The following is an 18,522-nucleotide window of genomic DNA, read 5'->3' as shown; positions in this document are numbered from 1 at the left end:
GGTTGAGGAATGGGCGAGGCGTTGACTGTCGTCAAGTATCGCCGCTGGGATGCCAGACCGGCGTGAAACCATGCTTCAATACGGAAACACTGGTGGCCGGTGTCAGCATCCGCAGCTTCTGTCCTGCCAGGCGCTCGAAGGGCAGGGGAGCGGCATAGCCCGCGAACGACCATTCGAGTGCCTTGCCGGCGCGGATCGCATAGGCAGTATCGCCACTGGCAATCATCGAGCCGTCAGGCAAGCTGTTGAGGCCTTCCACGAGCACACTAGGCGGCTGCCCACCCGAAGCCAGCCGTTCCTTGTGCAGCCGCTTGTCGACCATCGGCGCGCGCGGCTCATCGATGCCGAACGCCTCGCCGAAGCGGCCGACGAAATCGGTCGCCCGCTCGCGCCGGCAGAAGAAACAGGGCCGATGGCCGGCGGCCAGGGCGGTCACCTCGTCGAGGAAGAACAGCTCCGTCCAACCGGCCTTGCCGCCCGGCCTGTTGCGGCCCATCGGCTCACGCCGCACGTTGCGGAACGCGCAGACGCAGATGATCCAGGCCGGCAAGGCCCAGCGCTTCTTCAGCAGCGTCCGGGTCTCCGGATCATGGATGATGCCGCGATTGCCGGTGAACAGGCCGCGTTCCGGCACGGCATGGATGGCGCCGAAGGGGTCGACCCGGTTCTGCAGTGGCATAGCTTTCTCTCTCGATCCGCATCTTGGCTGAAATACGGGCCGCATGATATCGCTCGCCCCAGCGTTTTCATGTCAGCAGGATTCTCGATGCGTGTGCTGGTGGTCCAGAATTACGACAATACCGGCCTTGGTCAGGTCGGCGCCGCTCTGGCCGAAGCGGGCGCCGATCTCGACCTGCGGCGTCCCTATCAGGGCGATCCGTTGCCGCAGGATGCAAGCGGGCATGATGCGATGGTTTTGCTGGGCGGCGGGCAGAATGCGCTGGCCGACGAGGACTATCCCTATTTCCCGGCGCTTCTCGAACTGACGCGCGATTTCGCCGATAAGGACCGCTCGGTGCTCGGCATCTGCCTCGGCAGCCAACTTCTTGCCCGTGCGTTCGGCGGCGACAACCACATCGGCGGCGCCACCGAGTTCGGCTGGCACAAAGTCTCGCTGACACCGGCCGCCAAGTCGGACCCGGTGCTGGCGGCGCTGCCCGAAAAATTTCCGATCTTCGAATGGCATGACGACACCTTCGCGCTGCCCGAAAACGCCGTGCGGCTCGCCGGCAGCGCGGTCGCCGAAAACCAGGCTTTCCGCCTCGGCCGCGCCGTCTATGGTTTCCAGTTCCACTTCGAGGCCGATACGCCGATGGTGCGCGACTGGAGCACGTCCTTCGCGGCAACGATTGCCGAGCGCCATCCCGACTGGAACGAACGCTTCGACGACGAACTGGCCCGCAATGGCGCCGACGCCGACGCCGCCGGATTGGCGATAGCCCGCGCTTGGGTGGCCACGATCTGAACATCCAATCCCTGATCGGCGAAGCGTGGCATAATTGGCACGCCCGCGGGTTTCCGCTTGGGGACAACATTCTTCTTTCTTGGTTTGTGTCCGGCCGCTCGCCTAAGAGGGCGCGCTTTGTATCGTCGGTGCAACCGCCATGAACCTTTTGTGTGATCCAGCCGACACACCGGCGATACAGAATCTGCTTAGAAGCGCGAAATCGTCGAAACATTGAGACGCATTTTATCGTTTCAACGCATTGGTAACCGCCTCGTGCCCAGATGCAGAAAGCTTAACCAGAGATGACGTCCGTGAAAGCAGCTCTCCTGTCTTTTGTCATGCTGTCTGCCATCGTGCTCTGCGGCCTGGGCATCTATGCCGCCGATGCAGCGACCAATCACCGGGCCGTTGACGGCTATGGCGTCACCGCCTCGCTGAACTAAGCCCAATCAAAAATCGGAAGCTCGCCCGCGCCGGGAGCGCGCCTAAAGCGCGTCGCGATCTTTCAGATTCGCTCCATGCGCTTTAGGTTTTTGATTCTACGCATGTCTTTACCGGAAACCGGTTCCCACTTTCGGGAGACATGCTTTAAAGCGCTTTTCCCTGGACGGTGACGATGCGTTTGTCGCCGCCATTGACGGCCAGCGCGCTCAGCGTTCCCGATTTCCAGGCGAGTGTGTCGACATTGACGCGGTTGGCCTTCACCTCGGCTTCCGGGACGGGCGTGTGCCCATGCACGATCACCTTGGAAAAAAGCCCTGGGTGGTCGTGGAAGGCGTCGCGGATCCAGATCAGGTCCTGCTGGTCTTGGCGGTCGAGCGGCACGCCCGGTCTTATCCCGGCATGGCAGAAGAAGAAGTCGCCGAAGGTCGCCGAAAACGTCAGCGATTGCAGGAAGTCGACATGGCTGCGCGGCACCGCTTTCGTCAGCGCGGCGTGTCCGCGCGCGATCGCCTCCGCCTTGCCGTACCAGTGGGCGTCGCGCAGAAGATCCACGCCATAGGACTGCGCCATCTGCACGCCGCCGTAGTTCATGAACAGGCCGTCCGGCTCGCCATCGGCCAGGAATTCGAGCATGCCGATGTCGTGGTTGCCGGCGAGCATGATGTTGCGCGGATCGCGTTTCTGCGCCTCGATCAGGAAGTCGATGACGCTCTTTGAATCCGGTCCGCGATCGACATAGTCCCCAAGATGGATGATGCGCCAGTCGGAGGCGGGCGCATATTCCAGTTCGCTTTCGATGCGCCGGTGCATGGCGGCGAGCAGGTCGTGCCGGCCATGCACATCGCCGATGGCGTAGAGCCGCATGCCGTCCGGCCCGCGCGCGTCGAGATAATGGATGCCGGTCTCAGTCAAGGCGAGCGTCTTCCCGTTTCGTTGATCACGGGAAACTAGGGCGGATCGGTGAATAAGGCCTAGCGCCGCAACTGGTCCTTGCCCATGTCGGTTACCAGACGCTTACCGCAGAGCGCCAGCGTGATGTCCATCTCCTTGCGGATGATTTCGAGCGCCTTGGTGACGCCGTCCTTGCCCATCGCGCCGAGGCCGTAAAGGAACGGCCGGCCGATATAGGTGCCCTTGGCGCCGAGGCAGAGCGCCTTCAGCACATCCTGGCCGGAGCGGATGCCGCCGTCCATGTGGACTTCGATCCTGTCGCCGACCGCATCGGCGATTTCCTCCAGCACCGAGATCGAGGAGGCAGCGCCGTCGAGCTGGCGCCCGCCATGATTGGAGACCACGATCGCGTCCGCTCCGGTCTCGGCCGCCATCAGCGCGTCCTCCTTGTCAAGGATACCCTTCAGGATCAGCTTGCCGCCCCAGCGCTCCTTGATCCAGGCTACGTCCTTCCACGACAGGTGCGGATCGAACTGCTCCGTCGTCCAGGAGGACAGCGAGGAGACGTCTCCGACACCCTTGGCGTGGCCGACGATGTTGCGGAAGGTGCGGCGCGGCGTGCCGGCGATCCCCAGGCACCAGCGCGGCTTCAGCGCCAGGTCGAGGATATTGGCAAGCGTCATCTTGGGCGGCGCCGAGAGCCCGTTGCGCACGTCCTTGTGGCGCTGCCCCAGGATCTGCAGGTCGAGCGTCAGCACAAGCGCCGAGCATTTCGCCGCCTTGGCTCTGTCGATCAGGTTGAGCACGAAGTCCTTGTCGCGCAGCACATAGAGCTGGAACCAAAACGGTTTTTTGGTCGCCGAGGCGACATCCTCGATCGAGCAGATGCTCATGGTGGACAGCGTGAAAGGCACGCCGAATTCTTCCGCTGCCTGCGCCGCCAGCATCTCGCCATCGGCATGCTGCATGCCGGTCAGCCCGGTCGGGGCAAGCGCAACCGGCATCGCCACTTTCTCGCCGATCATGGTCGATTCCAGCGAGCGGTTGCTCATGTCGACCAGCACGCGCTGGCGGAATTTTATCTTGCCGAAATCCTCTTCATTGGCCCGGTAGGTGCTCTCCGTCCAGGCGCCGGAATCGGCATAGTCGAAGAACATCTTCGGCACCCTGCGGCGTGCCAGGTCCTTAAGGTCGGCGATGGTGAGGATTTCGCTCATGGTGGTCCCTGCTAAATTTGCTTAGGAGCGTTTTCGTGTGGGTTCGATGTCGCCGGCCTCCGAGCGTTGCCTGAGGCGCAACCTGGACACCCGCTGCCAGTCTCCGCTGCGCTCGGCTTCCGCCATCGAGCGCTCGACATAGGTGATGTGGTCCATCGCCGCCTTGCGCGCCGCCGTCGGATCGCCGGCCTTGATCGCGRCATGGATCGCCCGGTGCTGCTCGAGCAGCGCCTCGCGCGCGCCGGGCACGCTGAACACCAGAAGCCGGTTCTGGAACACACCCTCCGACAGCAGCCGGTAGCAGGAGCGCAGCGTGTGCAGCAGGATCATGTTGTGCGCGCATTCGCACACCGCGTGATGGAACTCGATGTCGATTTCCGCCTCGTCGTCGAAATCGCCGGTCCGGTGCGCCTCGTCCATGCGCGCCATGATGCGGTCGAGCAGCGCCAGATCTTCGGGCGTCGCCCGCCGCGCCGCAAACTCGGCCGCCACCGCCTCGATCTCGCGCCGGTATTCCAGATAGTCGGTCACCGCCTTGCGGTGCGTGGAGATCAGGTCCGTCACCGGCTTTGTGAAGAGCTGGCCGATGACGTCGGCGACATACGTGCCGCCGCCGGCCTTGGTCGTGAGCAGACCGCGCCCCTCCAGCGCCTTCAGCGCATCGCGCAGGATCGGCCGCGACACGTCGAACTGGCGCGCCAGCTCGCGCTCGCCCGGCAGCCGGTCGCCGGTGCGCAGCACGCCTTCGAGGATCAGGCTCTCGATCTGCTGGACCACCTCGTCGGCGGTGCGCGAATGCTCGATCCTGGAGAAAATGTCGCTCAAAGGGGCGCCTGGAGAACGGGATGAAGGTCGCGCAGATTAAAGCGTCCGCCGCCAACTGGTCAAATTATTTATCCAATTCGCCCACGCCGGTTGCATCGCCTGCCGCGCGTCACCGTCCCCGAATGCCAATATTTGCTGTTTACGCGTCCCGCCTATTGCCGCAAGACGACCGGATTGCACGATGGGTCGAAACCAGGGGGACCAGCCGTGTCGGACGAGACGTCCAAGCTTGAATTCCAGCCGCGCGCGCAAGGCAGCGTGATGGGCTTCCCGGCGCATGAGGGGCGACCTGGCGCGCTGGGCGAGGTCCATGCCCGCCCGCACCCGCTGATCGAAAAACCGCGCGTGCTGATCCAGCTTTCCTTCATGACCGAAGGCGGCGCCGCGGTCGACCATGCGGTGCTCTCGGAACTATCGCGGCGGCTGGGCATCGCCGCGCCCGAGCGCAATGCGCGCCATCATGCCATGAAATGGGGCAAGGGCACGCTGCGCTGGGAGCGGCATACCGAATTCTCGACCTATCTCTGGGAAGGGCCGCTGGCCGAGAATGGGCGGGGGCAGGAGGATTCACCCTTCGGCAACGGCTTCTCGCCCCCAGGCACCGTGATTTCCGGCATCCGCCTTGAAATCCGCAAATGGACGCAGGCGAGCGAAAAGCTGATCGCCGGCTTCGATCCGACCAGCCTGTGCTATTCGCTGGTCGAGCGGGGCGCCGCCGCCATCGTCACCGACTTCCGCCAGGACGGCGACGGCCTGACGCGCATGCTGGTGCTCGACCGCGGCCTGACGCCGGCCAGCACCGGCGCCTTGTCGCAGCGGCTGATCGACATCGAGACCTACCGGACGCTCGCCATGCTTGGCCTGCCGATGGCGTTGACGCTGTCCGGCCGCGCTCGTCGCATCGAGGACCGCCTGGCCCAGACCACGTTGGAGATGAAGGCGGTCGAGACCCGCGACAGCCAGACGCTGCTCGCCGATCTCACCGAGCTCGCCGCCGAGCTGGAGGCCGACGCCGCGTCGAGCCTCTACCGTTTCGGCGCCAGCCGCGCCTATGACGGCATCGTCACCGAACGGCTAGGGGCGCTGGAAGAGGAGCCGGTGCAAGGCTATGACACCTGGGCTGGTTTCCTGCAGCGCCGCATGGCGCCGGCCATGCGCACCTGCCGCTCGGTCGAGGAGCGCCAGGCCAACCTGTCGCGAAAACTCACCCGCGCCACCACTCTGCTGCGCACCTGGGTCGATGTCGATGTCGAGAAGCAGAACCGTGACCTGCTCGCCTCGATGAACAACCGCGCCCGGCTGCAACTGCGCCTGCAGCAGACCGTGGAAGGCCTGTCGGTGGCCGCCGTGTCCTATTATGTCGTCGGCCTCATCGGCTATGTCGCCAAGGGCGCCTCGATCTTCGGTCACGCTTTCGCGCCCGAAGTCGTCACCGCGGCCTCCGTGCCGGTCGCCATCCTGCTTGTGTGGTGGGGCGTGCGCCGGGTGCGCAAAACGCATTCCGAGCCGGCGAAGCATCCGGGCGAGTAAGAGTAAGTAATCTCCCCCCTTGAGGGGGAGATGTCGCCGAAGGCGACAGAGGGGGTCGCCGCGCGTGGAGCGCCGGCGCCTTCCTTGACGACAGAAGACGTCGGCGATCTACGTTAGACGACCCCCTCTGACCGCTTCGCGGCCATCTCCCCCTCAAGGGGGAGATCCGAGCGTAGCGGCAGATTGCCGCTGCGGAAGCTTGGCGTTACGCTCGCCGCCCGATGCGACCAAAGCAGTGTTTGCAACAAAACCGTCAGGCTGGTAAAAGATTTTGACCAGTCAAGCGAGATGACCGATGTCCGGCCTAGCCATGCCCAAGCCAGATGCCGAGACGATGCGCCGGCGCGCCGAGATCGTCGCCGACATGCGCATCATCGTGCCGGGCGAGGGGGTCGTCGACGCGGCCCATGAAATGCGCGCCTTCGAAAGCGACGGCCTGACCGCCTACCGGCAGCTGCCGCTGGTCGTGGTGCTGCCGGAAACGGTGGCGCAGGTCTCGCGCGTCCTGAAATACTGCAACGAGCGCAACATCCGCGTCGTGCCGCGCGGCTCCGGCACCTCGCTGTCGGGCGGCGCGCTGCCGCTCGAGGACGCGGTGCTGCTGGTGATGAGCCGCTTCAACCGCATCCTGGCGATCGATTACCCGAACCGCATCGTCGTCGCCCAGCCGGGCGTCACCAATCTTGGCATCACCACCGCCGTCGAGCAGGAGGGCTTTTACTACGCCCCCGATCCATCCTCCCAGATCGCCTGCTCGATCGGCGGCAACGTCGCGGAGAATTCCGGCGGCGTGCACTGCCTGAAATACGGGCTCACCGCCAACAATGTGCTGGGCATCGAGATGGTGCTGATGAATGGCGAGGTGGTGCGCCTCGGCGGCGGCCATCTCGACCAGGAAGGTTACGATTTGCTCGGCGTCATGACCGGCTCCGAAGGCCTGCTCGGCGTCGTCACCGAGGTCACGGTGCGCATATTGAAGAAGCCGGAGACGGCGCGCGCGCTCCTGATCGGCTTTCCGACCAGCGAGGAGGGCGGCCAGTGCGTCGCCGACATCATCGGAGCCGGCATCATCCCCGGCGGCATGGAGATGATGGACCGCCCGGCGATCCACGCGGCGGAGGATTTCGTCCATGCCGGCTATCCGCTCGATGTCGAGGCGCTGCTGATCGTCGAGCTCGACGGGCCGAGCGTCGAGGTCGACCATCTGATCGGCCTCGTCGAGGCGATCGCCTACCGCAACGGCTCGACCACCTGCCGCATCTCGCAATCCGAGCAGGAGCGGCTGAGCTTCTGGGCCGGCCGCAAGGCGGCTTTCCCGGCCGTCGGGCGCATCTCGCCGGACTATTACTGCATGGACGGCACCATCCCGCGCAAGGAACTGCCGCGGGTGCTTGCCGGCATGCGCGATCTCTCCGAGAAATACGGCCTCGGCGTCGCCAATGTCTTCCATGCCGGCGACGGCAATCTGCATCCGCTGATCCTCTACGACGCCAACGTGCCGGGCGAGCTCGACAAGGCCGAAAGCTTCGGCGCCGACATATTGCGGCTTTGCGTCGAGGTTGGCGGCGTCTTGACCGGGGAGCACGGCGTCGGCGTCGAGAAGCGCGACCTGATGCCGGAAATGTTCAACCAGATCGACCTCGACCAGCAAATGCGCGTCAAATGCGCCTTCGACCCCAACCACCTGCTCAACCCGGGCAAGGTTTTTCCCCAACTGCGCCGCTGCGCGGAGCTGGGAAGGATGCATGTGCATCGGGGACAGGTGGCGTTTCCGGATATTCCGAGGTTTTGAGTGGCTATGCTGGCGCTTGAACACCCCCCTCTGTCCTGCCGGACATCTCCCCCGCAAGGGGGGAGATTAGCAGCTTTGGCGCCCCGCCTTCCCGCCGACGTTGGCGATTGGCGAAAGCCCAGGCGACATCTGATCTCCCCCTTGCGGGGGAGATGTCCGGCAGGACAGAGGGGGGTGTGAAGGAACTCGGCCTTTCTGCATTCGAGCGCATGTCATTCCCATGACCACCTTCACCCCATCCACATCGGCCGAGGTCCTCTCCACCATCCAATGGGCGGCAGCGGAGGAATCGCCGCTGGAAACCCTCGGCCACGGCTCAAAGCGGGGCATCGGTCGTCCGCTGCAGACCGAACACACGCTCGACCTCTCGAAGCTCACCGGCGTCACTCTCTATGAGCCGGCAGAGCTGGTGCTCTCGGCCAAGGCCGGCACGCCGCTCGCCGAAATCGAGCAACTGCTTGCCGAAAACGGCCAGCAATTCGCCTTCGAGCCGATGGACTACGGCCCGCTGCTCGGCGGCGCGCCAGGCAGGGGCACGATTAGCGGCGTGCTGGCCTCGAACCTCTCCGGCCCGCGCCGTCTCAAGGCGGGTGCGGCACGCGACCATATCCTCGGCATATCGGCGGTGTCGGGCCGCGGCGAGGCGTTCAAGTCGGGCGGGCGCGTCGTCAAGAACGTCACCGGCTACGACCTCTCCAAGCTGATGGCCAACAGCTGGGGCACGCTGGCGGTGCTGACCGACGTCACCTTCAAGGTGCTGCCAGCCGCGGAAACCGAAGTGACCTTGGCCATTCGCGGCCTGCTCGACGATGCCGCGGTCGCCGCCATGGCGCTGGCGCTGGGCTCCAGCGCCGAAGTGTCGAGCGCCGCGCATCTGCCGGAGCGCATCGCCGCACGGGTCGCCGGCGGCAAGCACGGCAGCGATGCCGCCACGCTGCTGCGCGTCGAGGGGTTTGGCCCATCGGTGGTCTATCGCATCGAGGCGTTGCGCAAATTGCTCGGCAAGGCCGGGCCGCTGGAAGAGATCGCCGGCGAGGCGTCGAAGACGATTTGGCGCGACATCCGCGATTGCCGGCCTTTCGCCGATGGCGGCACGCGGCCGGTATGGCGCGTGTCGATGGCGCCGTCACAGGCGCATCACATGGTGATGGCGCTGCGCATGCAGGCGGCGGTCGACGCCTTCTACGACTGGCAGGGCGGCTTGGTGTGGCTGTCGATGCGCGAGGACGATCCCGAGGCTGATTTGCTGCGCGGCTTGATCCGCAAATATGGCGGCGGCCATGCGACCCTGGTGCGCGCGTCCGCACCGCATCGCGCGGCGCTACCGGTGTTCGAACCGCAGCCGCCGCATCTGGCCGCGCTGTCGGCGCGACTCAAGGCCGAGTTCGATCCCAAGCAGATTCTCAACCCCGGCCGCATGGCTTAGAGCAAACGCGATGCAAACCAACTTCTCAGCCGCGCAGCTTGCCGACCCGCATGTCGCGGAATCGGAAAAGATCCTGCGCAAATGCGTGCATTGCGGCTTCTGCACCGCCACCTGCCCGACCTATGTGACGCTGGGCAACGAGCTGGATTCGCCGCGCGGCCGCATCTATCTCATCAAGGACATGCTGGAGAACGGCCGGCCGGCGGACAAGGAGATCGTCACCCATATCGACCGCTGCCTGTCCTGCCTCGCCTGCATGACGACCTGCCCCTCCGGCGTGAACTACATGCATCTGGTCGACCATGCCCGCGCCCATATCCAGGAGACCTACAAGCGGCCGCTGCTCGACCGGCTGACCCGCGCCATGCTGGCTGCCGTACTGCCTTACCCGAGCCGCTTCCGCGCCGTGCTCAAGCTCGCTGGGCTCGGCCGTCCGTTCATCGGCCTGTTCGACAAACTGCCGGCGCTGAAGCCAGTTGCGGCCATGCTGAAGCTCGCACCCGCGTCGATCCCGCCGGCATCGCCGCTGGCTTCGCCTGGCACGCATGCCGGGCAGGGGACCAAGAAACGCGGCCGCGTCGCCATCCTCACCGGCTGCGCGCAATCGGTGCTCGACCCGGCCATCAACGACACCACCATCTCGCTGCTGACACGGCTCGGCGTCGAGGTCGTGGTGCCCGCAGGCGAGGGCTGCTGCGGCGCGCTCGTCCATCACATGGGCCGCGAGGATCAGGCGCTCGCTTCAGCAAGACAGAATGTCGACGCCTGGACGCGCGCGATAGAGAAGGGCGGCCTCGACGCCATCATCATCACCGCGTCCGGCTGCGGCACCACGATCAAGGATTACGGCTTCATGCTGCGTCTCGATCCGGCCTATGCCGAAAAGGCGGTGCGGGTCTCGGCGCTGGCCAAGGACGTCACCGAATATCTGGCCTCGCTCGACCTGCCCGAGCCGGTGCGCAAGCCAGGCACGGTCGTCGCCTATCACTCGGCCTGCTCGATGCAGCACGGACAGAAGATAACGCGTCAGCCGAAGGAGTTGCTCGCCAAGGCGGGCTTCGTCGTGCGCGAGCCGCGCGAGGGGCATCTGTGCTGCGGCTCGGCCGGCACCTACAACATCCTGCAGCCCGAGATCTCGGCCAAGCTGCGCGACCGCAAGGTGAAAAACATCGAGGCGACCGGCGCTTCAATTGTCGCCACCGGCAATATCGGTTGTATCACCCAGATTGCGTCCGCCGCCAAACTGCCGGTGGTGCACACGATCAAGCTGCTGGACTGGGCCTATGGCGGCCCGAAGCCGGAAGGTGTTTCCGACACCGGTTTGATCGCTGCCGAATAACTACTCCGCCGCGATCTGATCCGGCACGCCATAGCTCGCGCGGTAAAGCGCGCGCTGGCGGTTGAGCGCCACCATGGTGTTGCGCAGCAGGATAGCAACGGTGAGCGGGCCAACGCCGCCCGGCACCGGCGTGATCCACGAGGCCACTTCCTTGACGCTGTCGGTGTCGACGTCGCCGACGATGCGGGTTTCGCCGTCGGGCCCGATCTCGGAGTTGATGCCGATGTCGATGACGGCGGCGCCCGGCTTCACCATGTCGGCCTTGATCAGCCTGGGCTTGCCGACCGCGACGAACAGCGCGTCCGCACGGCGCGCATGCGCCGCGACCGAGCGCGTCATGTGGTGGCAGACCGTCACCGTCGCGCCCTCGCTCATCAACAGGAAGGCGATCGGTTTACCGACGATCTCGGAATGGCCGACGACGACCACTTCGAGTCCCTGGAGATCGAGGCCGGTTTCCTTGAGCAGCTCGACCGAGGCCGCCGCCGTGCAGGGCGCCAGGTCGAGCTGGTTGTAGACGATGTTGCCGATCGAGGCCGGGTGCATGCCTTCGACGTCCTTCAGCGGATGCACCGCCGCTTGCAACGTCTTGATCGGGATATGCGCAGGCACCGGCCGCTGGATGATGATGCCTGTGACGCGCGGGTCGGCGTTGAGGCCGTGGATGGCGGCCTCCAGCTCGCCGGCGGTGATGTCGGCGGCGAAGCGCCGCTCCTCGAAGCCGATGCCGGCAAGGGCTGCCTTGGCGCGCTGGTTGCGCACATAGACGTCGACGGCGTCGGTGTCGCCAACGGTGATCGAGACCAGCTTCGGCGGGAAACCTTCGGCCGTGGCGATCGCCGCATCCTCGCGCACCGAAGCGATGATGCGCTGGGCGACCGGGCCGCCTTTCAGGTAGCGGCTGTCGTCGGTTCGGGTCATGGCGTCACCTCTGCCTTCTGAAGCAATTTAAGAACGAAGCGCGTAAGCGGCGTTGCGTCCGGAATTGCGTGACGATCAGGATTTGTGCGCTGCAATAGCAGAGGCGCGCCGGGAAATCAGCCCCGAAAGCGAAACCGCCTGCTTTCGGGGCGACTTGCCGCGCCATGCGTCAAAGGAAAACTCAAAAACCAAAAGGCAGCGCGGTTGCCCGCGCTGCCCTTTGCGACCGGCCGTATCCCCACACGGCCCGTCCCCCGTAAACTCTGGCACCGGTTTAAGCACATCCCGCAGGATCGCACTATGACTTGGCGGCAACAGCAGCGGAAGAAAAGTGCTGCGCCGTCTAACCGGCTGATTCGCTGCGACTATATCACCTCGACCGTGGTTCCGACATTCACGCGCTCGTAAAGGTCGACGACATCCTCGTTGCGCATGCGGATGCAGCCGGAAGACACCGCGCCGCCGATCGTCCAGGGCTGGTTGGTGCCGTGGATGCGGTATTCGGTGGTGCCGAGATAGAGCGCGCGGGCGCCGAGCGGGTTCTCGATGCCGCCGGCGAGATAGGTCGGCAAATAGCGGCCCTTGGCGGCCTCGCGCTTGATCATCGCCGCCGGCGGCCGCCAGTCCGGCCACACCTTCTTGTCGGTGATCTTGTGCGTGCCCGACCATTCGAAACCGGGCTTGCCGGTGCCGACGCCATAGCGCCGCGCCTTGCCGTTCTTCTCGACCAGGTAGAGGAAGTTCTGGTGGGTATCGATGACGATGGTTCCGGGCTTCGCCGGGCCGTCATAGGCGACTTCCTGCGGCAGGTAGATCGGGTTGATCTGCGGCCGCGTCACAATGCGCTTGGCCGGCTGCTGCACGGCCGCCGTCTTCTGCCGGTCGGGCTGCGCCTGGAACAGGCGCTGCAGCGGCTGCCGCGTCGCCTGCCGGGTCGGGCGCACGATGCCCGGCGCGTGACCAAGCTGCAGCACCCAGGGCGCCGAAAGGTCGGGGCTCACCATGACCGGCGGCATGTCGGCATAGCGGTCATTGGCAAGCGAAGTCGTGGCGCCGGCGACAAGAATGGCCGCCGCGCCGAGCAGGGAACAAAACGCTGTCTTCATCGGAACGCACCTTGATCGAACTCATCCGGGGCTAAGAGGGCGCCCTCGGTTTCGCGATCCTTGGCGCGGAGCGGCAAGCAAAACATGAATCGGAATGCGTAAAATGCTCACTTGTCAGTAAACCTTTTGGTGTGGTTACCGGGCGGTTCAGGAATCTGGTAAAGCCACGGTAAAAGCTGCGCTGAAGCGCGTTAACGGATGGATTTGCTGACGATGGCAACTGAAAATGCCGGCATTCTCGATGGCCCCGACGGCAAGGCGCGCTGCTTCTGGCACGGCAACCTGCCGGATTATCTCCATTACCACGACCATGAATGGGGCCGTCCGGTAACGGACGATCGCCGGCTGTTCGAGAAGATCTGCTTGGAAGGCTTCCAGTCGGGCCTGTCGTGGCTGACCATCCTGCGCAAGCGCGAGAATTTCCGCGAGGCCTTCGCTGGCTTCGACTTCGACAAGGTGGCGGGGTTCACCGACGCGGATGTCGAGCGCCTGCTTGGCAATGCCGGCATCATCCGCCATCGCGGCAAGATCGTCTCGACCATCAACAACGCCAAGCGCGCCCGCGAGATGGTGGACGAGTTCGGCTCGCTGGCGGCCTGGTTCTGGAAGTTCGAGCCGGGTCCGCAGGAGCGTCCCGAAATCGTCGACCTGGCGCATCTGCGCGCCAATCCGACGACGGCGGTGTCGGTCAGGATTTCGAAGGAACTGAAGAAGCGTGGCTGGAGCTTTGTCGGCCCCACCACGGTTTACGCCTTCATGCAGGCGATGGGCTTGGTCAACGACCATCTCGAAGGCTGCTACTGCAGGGCGGAGGTGGAGACGGAGCGCAAGAAACTCAAAAGGCCGAGGTAGCGTCACTCCTACCTCCCCCTTGTGGGGAGGTCGCGCCGAAGGCGCGGGTGGGGGTAGAAGAGTCTTCCTGACCCCCACCCCGACGCTGCGCGTCGACCCTCCCCACAAGGGGGAGGGTAAGCTCTCACTTCTCGAACCGGCCCTTATGGCCGCTGCCGTTGATGTCCCAGATCAGGCTGGAGCCGGACACCGTCAGCACCAGCCCGCTGAAGCCGCGATCGTCCGGTGTGTGATGCGTGGAGGCGGAGCTGCGGCCGGCCGGGATGACCTCGACCGTCGGGCCCTTCCTCACCCAACAGCCCTTGCCGTACTGGTCATTCGCGCCATAGGCGAGCGCGAATTCGAAGCTGCCGTCTTTCTTCAACAGCAGTTCGGAACCGACCTCCATGACGCCGTTCAGATAGTAGTGGCCGGCAAGACGGGCATCGCCCGGCTGGCAGGCGTTGGCCGCGCCGGTCGCGCCAATGACCAGCGCGCCGGCAAGCGCGCACGCAAATTGCAGCTGCATGATGATCCCCCGATCGTTGAGTGAAGTCAGAGGCTGCCGGCCCCGGTCAGGAACAGCCCGGCAATGATGGCCGCCACGGCCGCGAAGGCCGGGTAGATCACCAGCAGGCCGGTCACCAGCGCGTCGCGCGCCGTCGGCTTACGTGTCTGCGTCGGAACTTCGAACGGTCCCGCCGGCTGCTGCGCCGGCTTCAGCGTCGACACCCCGGCGGGCCGCAGCCCGGCCGATCTGCCGCTCTCGATGATGTCGTCAGCCGTCATCATGGCCCCGAACCCCTTGTTTCGGCGCGCTTTATGGCCGCCGATTGTGTCGGCAGCATGCCGCGCCGGTGGCGGAATTGTTTCAGTTTTTCCTTCTCCCCTTGTGGGAGAAGGTGTCGCCGAAGGCGACGGATGAGGGGTGCTCCAGGGAAAGCCGGCGCCTCACTCCGCTGGAACACCCCTCATCCGTCTCGGCGCTATCGCGCCGATCCACCTTCTCCCACAAGGGGAGAAGGAGAGGTCGCCACCCTTGCCGCTCCAAGCGGCATCGTTTAGGAAACGCGCGCTCGAAGTAAGTCACCACTGACTGGAAGTCCCATGGCCGACAAATCCGAAAAGACGAAAGCGCGGCTGCCGCGCGGTTTTGCCGACCGCAGCGCCGAAGACATCCGCGCCGTCGAGAAGATGATGGCGACCATCCGCTCGGTCTATGAGCTCTACGGCTTCGAGCCGGTCGACCAGCCGATGATCGAATACACCGACGCGCTGGGCAAGTTCCTGCCCGACCAGGACCGGCCGAACGAGGGCGTCTTTTCCTTCCAGGATGACGACGACCAATGGCTGTCGCTGCGCTACGACCTGACCGCGCCGACCGCCCGTTTCGTCGCTGAGAACTTCGACAAGCTGCCGAAACCCTATCGCAGTTATCGCTCCGGCTGGGTGTTCCGCAACGAGAAGCCCGGCCCCGGCCGCTTCCGCCAGTTCATGCAGTTCGATGCCGACACGATCGGCACGCCGGGCGTCGCCGCCGACGCCGAGATGGCGATGATGATGGCCGATGTGATGGAGGCATTGGGTATTCCGCGCGGCCAATACGTCATTCGCATCAACAACCGGAAGGTTTTGGACGGCGTGCTGGAGGCAATTGGTCTTGGAGGTGACGAGGATGCCGGGCGCAGGCTGCAGGTACTGCGCGCCATCGACAAGCTGGATAAACTCGGCGCGGAAGGAGTTCGCCTTCTCTTGGGCGAGGGTCGCAAGGATGAAAGCGGAGACTTCACAAAAGGTGCCGGACTCGATGAGGCGCAAATATCGAAGCTGCTTGATGTCTTTGGGCCCGAAAGGATTCATTCCATTCACGCGGCCCAGTACGACGGTGTTGTCCTAGATGATGACGACGCCTCGCCCAACATGGGAGAGGGCTTCAAAGTCCTCAACGCGTTAGCCATTGATGAATGGGAGGACGTTCTAGAGGAAACGGAGATTGGTAGGCAGGGGCTGCAGGAACTCCGAGACATCGCAGCGTTGTTGACCGCATCCGGATACGGTACGAAGCGGGTCAGGATCAGCCCCTCCGTCGTGCGCGGCCTCGAATACTACACCGGCCCGGTCTTCGAGGCCGAGCTGCTGGCGGAAATCCCCAACGATGAAGGCCAGATCGTGCGCTTCGGCTCGGTCGGCGGCGGCGGCCGTTATGACGGGCTGGTCTCGCGCTTCCGCGGCGAGCCGGTGCCGGCGACCGGTTTCTCGATCGGCGTCTCGCGGCTGATGACGGCGCTGAAGAACCTCGGCAAGCTCGATACCTCCGATGTCATCGCCCCGGTCGTCGTGCTGGTCATGGACAAGGACACCGAAAGCCTCGGCCGCTACCAGAAGATGGTCGCGGATCTGCGTGCCGCCGGCATCCGCTCCGAAATGTATCTCGGCGGCGCCGGCATGAAGGCGCAGCTGAAATATGCCGACCGCCGCGGCAGCCCGGTCGCCATCATCCAGGGCGGCGACGAGCGCGCCAGGGGCGAGGTGCAGATCAAGGACCTGATCGAAGGCGCGCGCATGTCGGCCGAGATCACCGACAATGCCGAGTGGCGGGCGGCACGCCCGGCGCAGGTGACAGTGGCGGAGAGCGAGCTGGTTGGCGAGGTGAAGAAGATACTCGCGGCGCAGGCCGAGGAGCGGGCACGTGGCCGATAGGGCGCCGACCTCCCCTTCTCCCCTTGTGGGAGAAGGTGGCCGAGCGAAGCTCGGTCGGATGAGGGGTGTTCCGGGGAACGCCAGCGTCTCATTCCTTCCAGCACCCCTCATCCGTCTCGGCGCTGCGCGCCGATCCACCTTCTCCCACAAGGGGAGAAGGGGAGGTGGCGCTTTATGACCTCCCGTCCCGCCATCGCCACCGACATCACGAAACTCTTCGCCGCCCGCGACACGCACGCCGTCGAAGTCGCTGTGCTGCAACCTGCCGATCCGTTCCTCGACATGGCGGGGGAGGACCTGCGCCGCCGCATCTTCCTGACCGAAAGCGAGACCGGCAAGACGCTGTGCCTGCGGCCCGAATTCACCATTCCCGTCTGCCTCGACCACATCGCCAGCCAGGCCGGAACGCCGCGCCGCTACTCTTATCTCGGCGAAGTGTTCCGTCAGCGCCGCGACGGCGGCAACGAGTTCTTCCAGGCCGGCATCGAGGATCTCGGCGATCGCGACACGGCCGCCGCCGACGCTCGCTCGCTGGCCGACGCGCATGCGTTGCTCTCGCTTGTGTTGCCCGGACGGAAGCTCGCCATCACGCTCGGCGATCAGACCCTGTTCGAGGCGGTGCTGGCGGCGCTCGGCCTGCCGCGCGGCTGGCGTATGCGGCTCGCGCGCGCCTTCGGCTCGGCGCCTATGCTGGAAGCGGCCCTTGCCGATCTCGCCAACCCGCCGCGCAACAGCCAGCTCTCCGGTCCGGTCGCCCTGTTGGCGCTCGACGGCGATGCGGAAGGCCTTGCCGCGCATATTGCCGAAGGCATGGAGGAAGCCGGGTTGTCGGCATCGTCCGGCCGCGCCCCGGCCGACATCGCGCGCCGGCTGATCGAGAAGGCGCAGCTGCGCAGCGTGCGGCTGTCCGACGACGCCTTCTCGGCGCTCAAGGGTTTTCTCGGGATCGACGTCGCGCTCGACGGCGCGACCGCGGCGCTGGAAAAATTCGCCGCCGATGCCGGCCTGTCGCTGGGACCGGCGCTGGAGAATTTCGCCGCCCGCGCCAGGGCGATCGAGGCGCATGGCCTGTCCGCGGCGCAAATCCGCTACGACGCCGCCTTCGGCCGCCCGCTCGACTATTACACTGGCCTGGTCTTTGAGATTGCCGCGGGTGATGGCGACCGCCCGCTGGTCGGCGGCGGCCGCTACGACCGGCTGCTGACGCTGCTCGGCGCCAAGAAGCCAATTCCGGGCGTCGGCTTTTCGGTCTGGCTCGACCGTATCGAAGCCCAGCGGGAGAGCGCGAAATGATCACGCTGGCGATCCCCTCGAAAGGCCGTCTCAAGGAGCAGTCGCTGGAAGTGCTGGCCAAAGCCGGCCTGGCTGTCGCCTTGCCTGAGGACGACCGCAAATACCGCGCCCGCATCGATGGCCTCGACAATGTCGAGGTGGCCTTCCTGTCCGCGTCCGAGATCGCCGGCGAGATCGGCCAGGGCGCGGTCGATCTCGGCATCACCGGGGAGGACCTCTTGCGCGAGAACCTCGCCGACTGGGAAGCGCGCGCCGAGATCGTCGCGCGCCTCGGCTTCGGCCATGCCGATGTCGTGGTGGCGGTGCCCGACATCTGGCTCGATGTCGATACCATGACCGATCTCGACGACGTCGCTGCCGATTTCCGCCAGCGCCATGGTCGGCGGCTTAGGATCGCCACCAAATACTGGCGGCTGACGCAGCAGTTCTTTTCGCTCAAGCACGGCATCCAGGTCTACCGCATCGTCGAAAGCCTCGGCGCCACCGAAGGCGCGCCGGCCGCCGGCCTTGCCGACGTCATCGTCGACATCACCACCACCGGCTCGACGCTGCGCGCCAACCACCTCAAGGTGCTGGGCGACGGCACGATCCTGAAGTCGCAGGCCTGTCTGGTGGCGTCGAAGAAGTCCCGAGATGCAGCCGACGAGGCGCAGGTGCGCGACATTGCCGCGAAAATGTCAGCAATAGCGGGATAGCGTCGGCGCTGCCCCCTCATCCGGCCGCTTCGCGGCCACCTTCTCCCCGAGGGGAGAAGAGGTTG

The 18,522-nt window shown here is 65.3% G+C and carries 18 protein-coding genes; 10 read left to right on the top strand and 8 right to left on the bottom strand.

All coding sequences use genetic code 11. The annotated features are described in order from the left end of the window. Positions 1 to 31: 31 nt before the first annotated feature. On the bottom strand, positions 32 to 679 hold the full coding sequence (locus LCM4577_RS06895; protein ID WP_071070383.1) for a hypothetical protein: 648 nt from the start codon (positions 677 to 679) through the stop codon (positions 32 to 34). Between the two features lie 87 nt (positions 680 to 766). Between LCM4577_RS06895 and LCM4577_RS06890 the strand changes: the two genes are divergently transcribed. Next, positions 767 to 1,465 (top strand): type 1 glutamine amidotransferase, encoded by a 699-nt coding sequence (locus tag LCM4577_RS06890; protein ID WP_071070381.1) that lies wholly within the window; start codon positions 767 to 769, stop codon positions 1,463 to 1,465. 293 nt (positions 1,466 to 1,758) lie between these two features. Then, positions 1,759 to 1,890: a hypothetical protein gene (locus LCM4577_RS06885; protein WP_263481599.1), complete on the top strand. Its 132-nt coding sequence runs from the start codon at positions 1,759 to 1,761 to the stop codon at positions 1,888 to 1,890. Between the two features lie 145 nt (positions 1,891 to 2,035). Here LCM4577_RS06885 and LCM4577_RS06880 read toward each other — a convergent pair whose 3' ends face one another. The 3 genes from LCM4577_RS06880 to LCM4577_RS06870 are packed head-to-tail and all read right to left on the bottom strand — an operon-like array spanning position 2,036 to position 4,824. After that, positions 2,036 to 2,803 (bottom strand): metallophosphoesterase, encoded by a 768-nt coding sequence (locus LCM4577_RS06880; RefSeq protein ID WP_071070379.1) that lies wholly within the window; start codon positions 2,801 to 2,803, stop codon positions 2,036 to 2,038. 59 nt (positions 2,804 to 2,862) lie between these two features. Beyond that, a complete protein-coding gene (locus LCM4577_RS06875; RefSeq protein WP_071070377.1) occupies positions 2,863 to 3,999 on the bottom strand; it encodes an alpha-hydroxy acid oxidase in 1,137 nt (378 codons plus the stop codon). A gap of 21 nt (positions 4,000 to 4,020) precedes the next feature. Beyond that, positions 4,021 to 4,824 (bottom strand): FadR/GntR family transcriptional regulator, encoded by an 804-nt coding sequence (locus LCM4577_RS06870; protein WP_071070375.1) that lies wholly within the window; start codon positions 4,822 to 4,824, stop codon positions 4,021 to 4,023. A gap of 207 nt (positions 4,825 to 5,031) precedes the next feature. On the opposite strand from LCM4577_RS06870, the gene LCM4577_RS06865 reads away from it, so the two are divergent. The 4 genes from LCM4577_RS06865 (at position 5,032) to glcF (ending at position 10,911) form a co-directional block, all read left to right on the top strand. Then, positions 5,032 to 6,354, top strand: a complete 1,323-nt coding sequence (locus LCM4577_RS06865) for a DUF3422 family protein (RefSeq protein WP_071070374.1) — start codon at positions 5,032 to 5,034, stop codon at positions 6,352 to 6,354. A 295-nt stretch (positions 6,355 to 6,649) separates the two neighbouring features. Next, positions 6,650 to 8,146 (top strand): FAD-linked oxidase C-terminal domain-containing protein, encoded by a 1,497-nt coding sequence (locus LCM4577_RS06860; protein WP_041004369.1) that lies wholly within the window; start codon positions 6,650 to 6,652, stop codon positions 8,144 to 8,146. Positions 8,147 to 8,366: 220 nt separating this feature from the next. Next, entirely contained in the window at positions 8,367 to 9,572 is a 1,206-nt protein-coding gene (locus tag LCM4577_RS06855) for an FAD-binding protein (protein WP_071070372.1), read from the top strand. A 10-nt stretch (positions 9,573 to 9,582) separates the two neighbouring features. Next, entirely contained in the window at positions 9,583 to 10,911 is a 1,329-nt protein-coding gene (gene glcF, locus LCM4577_RS06850; RefSeq protein ID WP_041009985.1) for a glycolate oxidase subunit GlcF, read from the top strand. On the opposite strand, the gene LCM4577_RS06845 is transcribed toward glcF, so the two are convergent. Both LCM4577_RS06845 and LCM4577_RS06840 read right to left on the bottom strand, forming a co-directional pair. Continuing rightward, positions 10,912 to 11,832 (bottom strand): bifunctional 5,10-methylenetetrahydrofolate dehydrogenase/5,10-methenyltetrahydrofolate cyclohydrolase, encoded by a 921-nt coding sequence (locus tag LCM4577_RS06845; RefSeq protein ID WP_071070370.1) that lies wholly within the window; start codon positions 11,830 to 11,832, stop codon positions 10,912 to 10,914. 365 nt (positions 11,833 to 12,197) lie between these two features. Further along, a complete protein-coding gene (locus LCM4577_RS06840; RefSeq protein WP_071070368.1) occupies positions 12,198 to 12,938 on the bottom strand; it encodes a L,D-transpeptidase in 741 nt (246 codons plus the stop codon). Between the two features lie 213 nt (positions 12,939 to 13,151). Between LCM4577_RS06840 and LCM4577_RS06835 the strand changes: the two genes are divergently transcribed. Next, on the top strand, positions 13,152 to 13,790 hold the full coding sequence (locus LCM4577_RS06835) for a DNA-3-methyladenine glycosylase I (RefSeq protein WP_071033141.1): 639 nt from the start codon (positions 13,152 to 13,154) through the stop codon (positions 13,788 to 13,790). Positions 13,791 to 13,914: 124 nt separating this feature from the next. Here LCM4577_RS06835 and LCM4577_RS06830 read toward each other — a convergent pair whose 3' ends face one another. Continuing rightward, on the bottom strand, positions 13,915 to 14,298 hold the full coding sequence (locus tag LCM4577_RS06830) for a hypothetical protein (RefSeq protein ID WP_041008916.1): 384 nt from the start codon (positions 14,296 to 14,298) through the stop codon (positions 13,915 to 13,917). 26 nt (positions 14,299 to 14,324) lie between these two features. Next, the gene (locus tag LCM4577_RS06825; protein WP_244508236.1) at positions 14,325 to 14,561 is read right to left on the bottom strand and encodes a hypothetical protein; all 237 of its coding nucleotides are present in this window, start codon (positions 14,559 to 14,561) and stop codon (positions 14,325 to 14,327) included. Between the two features lie 315 nt (positions 14,562 to 14,876). Between LCM4577_RS06825 and hisS the strand changes: the two genes are divergently transcribed. The 3 genes from hisS to hisG all read left to right on the top strand — a co-directional run bounded on the left by hisS (position 14,877) and on the right by hisG (position 18,457). Beyond that, positions 14,877 to 16,469: a histidine--tRNA ligase gene (gene hisS, locus LCM4577_RS06820; protein ID WP_071070366.1), complete on the top strand. Its 1,593-nt coding sequence runs from the start codon at positions 14,877 to 14,879 to the stop codon at positions 16,467 to 16,469. A gap of 174 nt (positions 16,470 to 16,643) precedes the next feature. Then, positions 16,644 to 17,762, top strand: coding sequence for an ATP phosphoribosyltransferase regulatory subunit (locus tag LCM4577_RS06815; RefSeq protein ID WP_040990688.1), 1,119 nt, complete (start codon positions 16,644 to 16,646; stop codon positions 17,760 to 17,762). Continuing rightward, complete coding sequence (gene hisG / locus LCM4577_RS06810) at positions 17,759 to 18,457, top strand: ATP phosphoribosyltransferase (protein WP_071032653.1); 699 nt, start codon at positions 17,759 to 17,761, stop codon at positions 18,455 to 18,457. Before LCM4577_RS06815 ends, hisG begins: the two co-directional genes overlap by 4 nt. Positions 18,458 to 18,522: the final 65 nt, after the last annotated feature.

The organism is Mesorhizobium sp. LCM 4577 (assembly GCF_001854795.2).
Taxonomy (GTDB): Bacteria; Pseudomonadota; Alphaproteobacteria; order Rhizobiales; family Rhizobiaceae; genus Mesorhizobium; species Mesorhizobium plurifarium.
The sequence above is the reverse complement of the archived record's forward strand: the minus strand, read 5'-3'. Positions and strand labels throughout refer to the sequence as shown.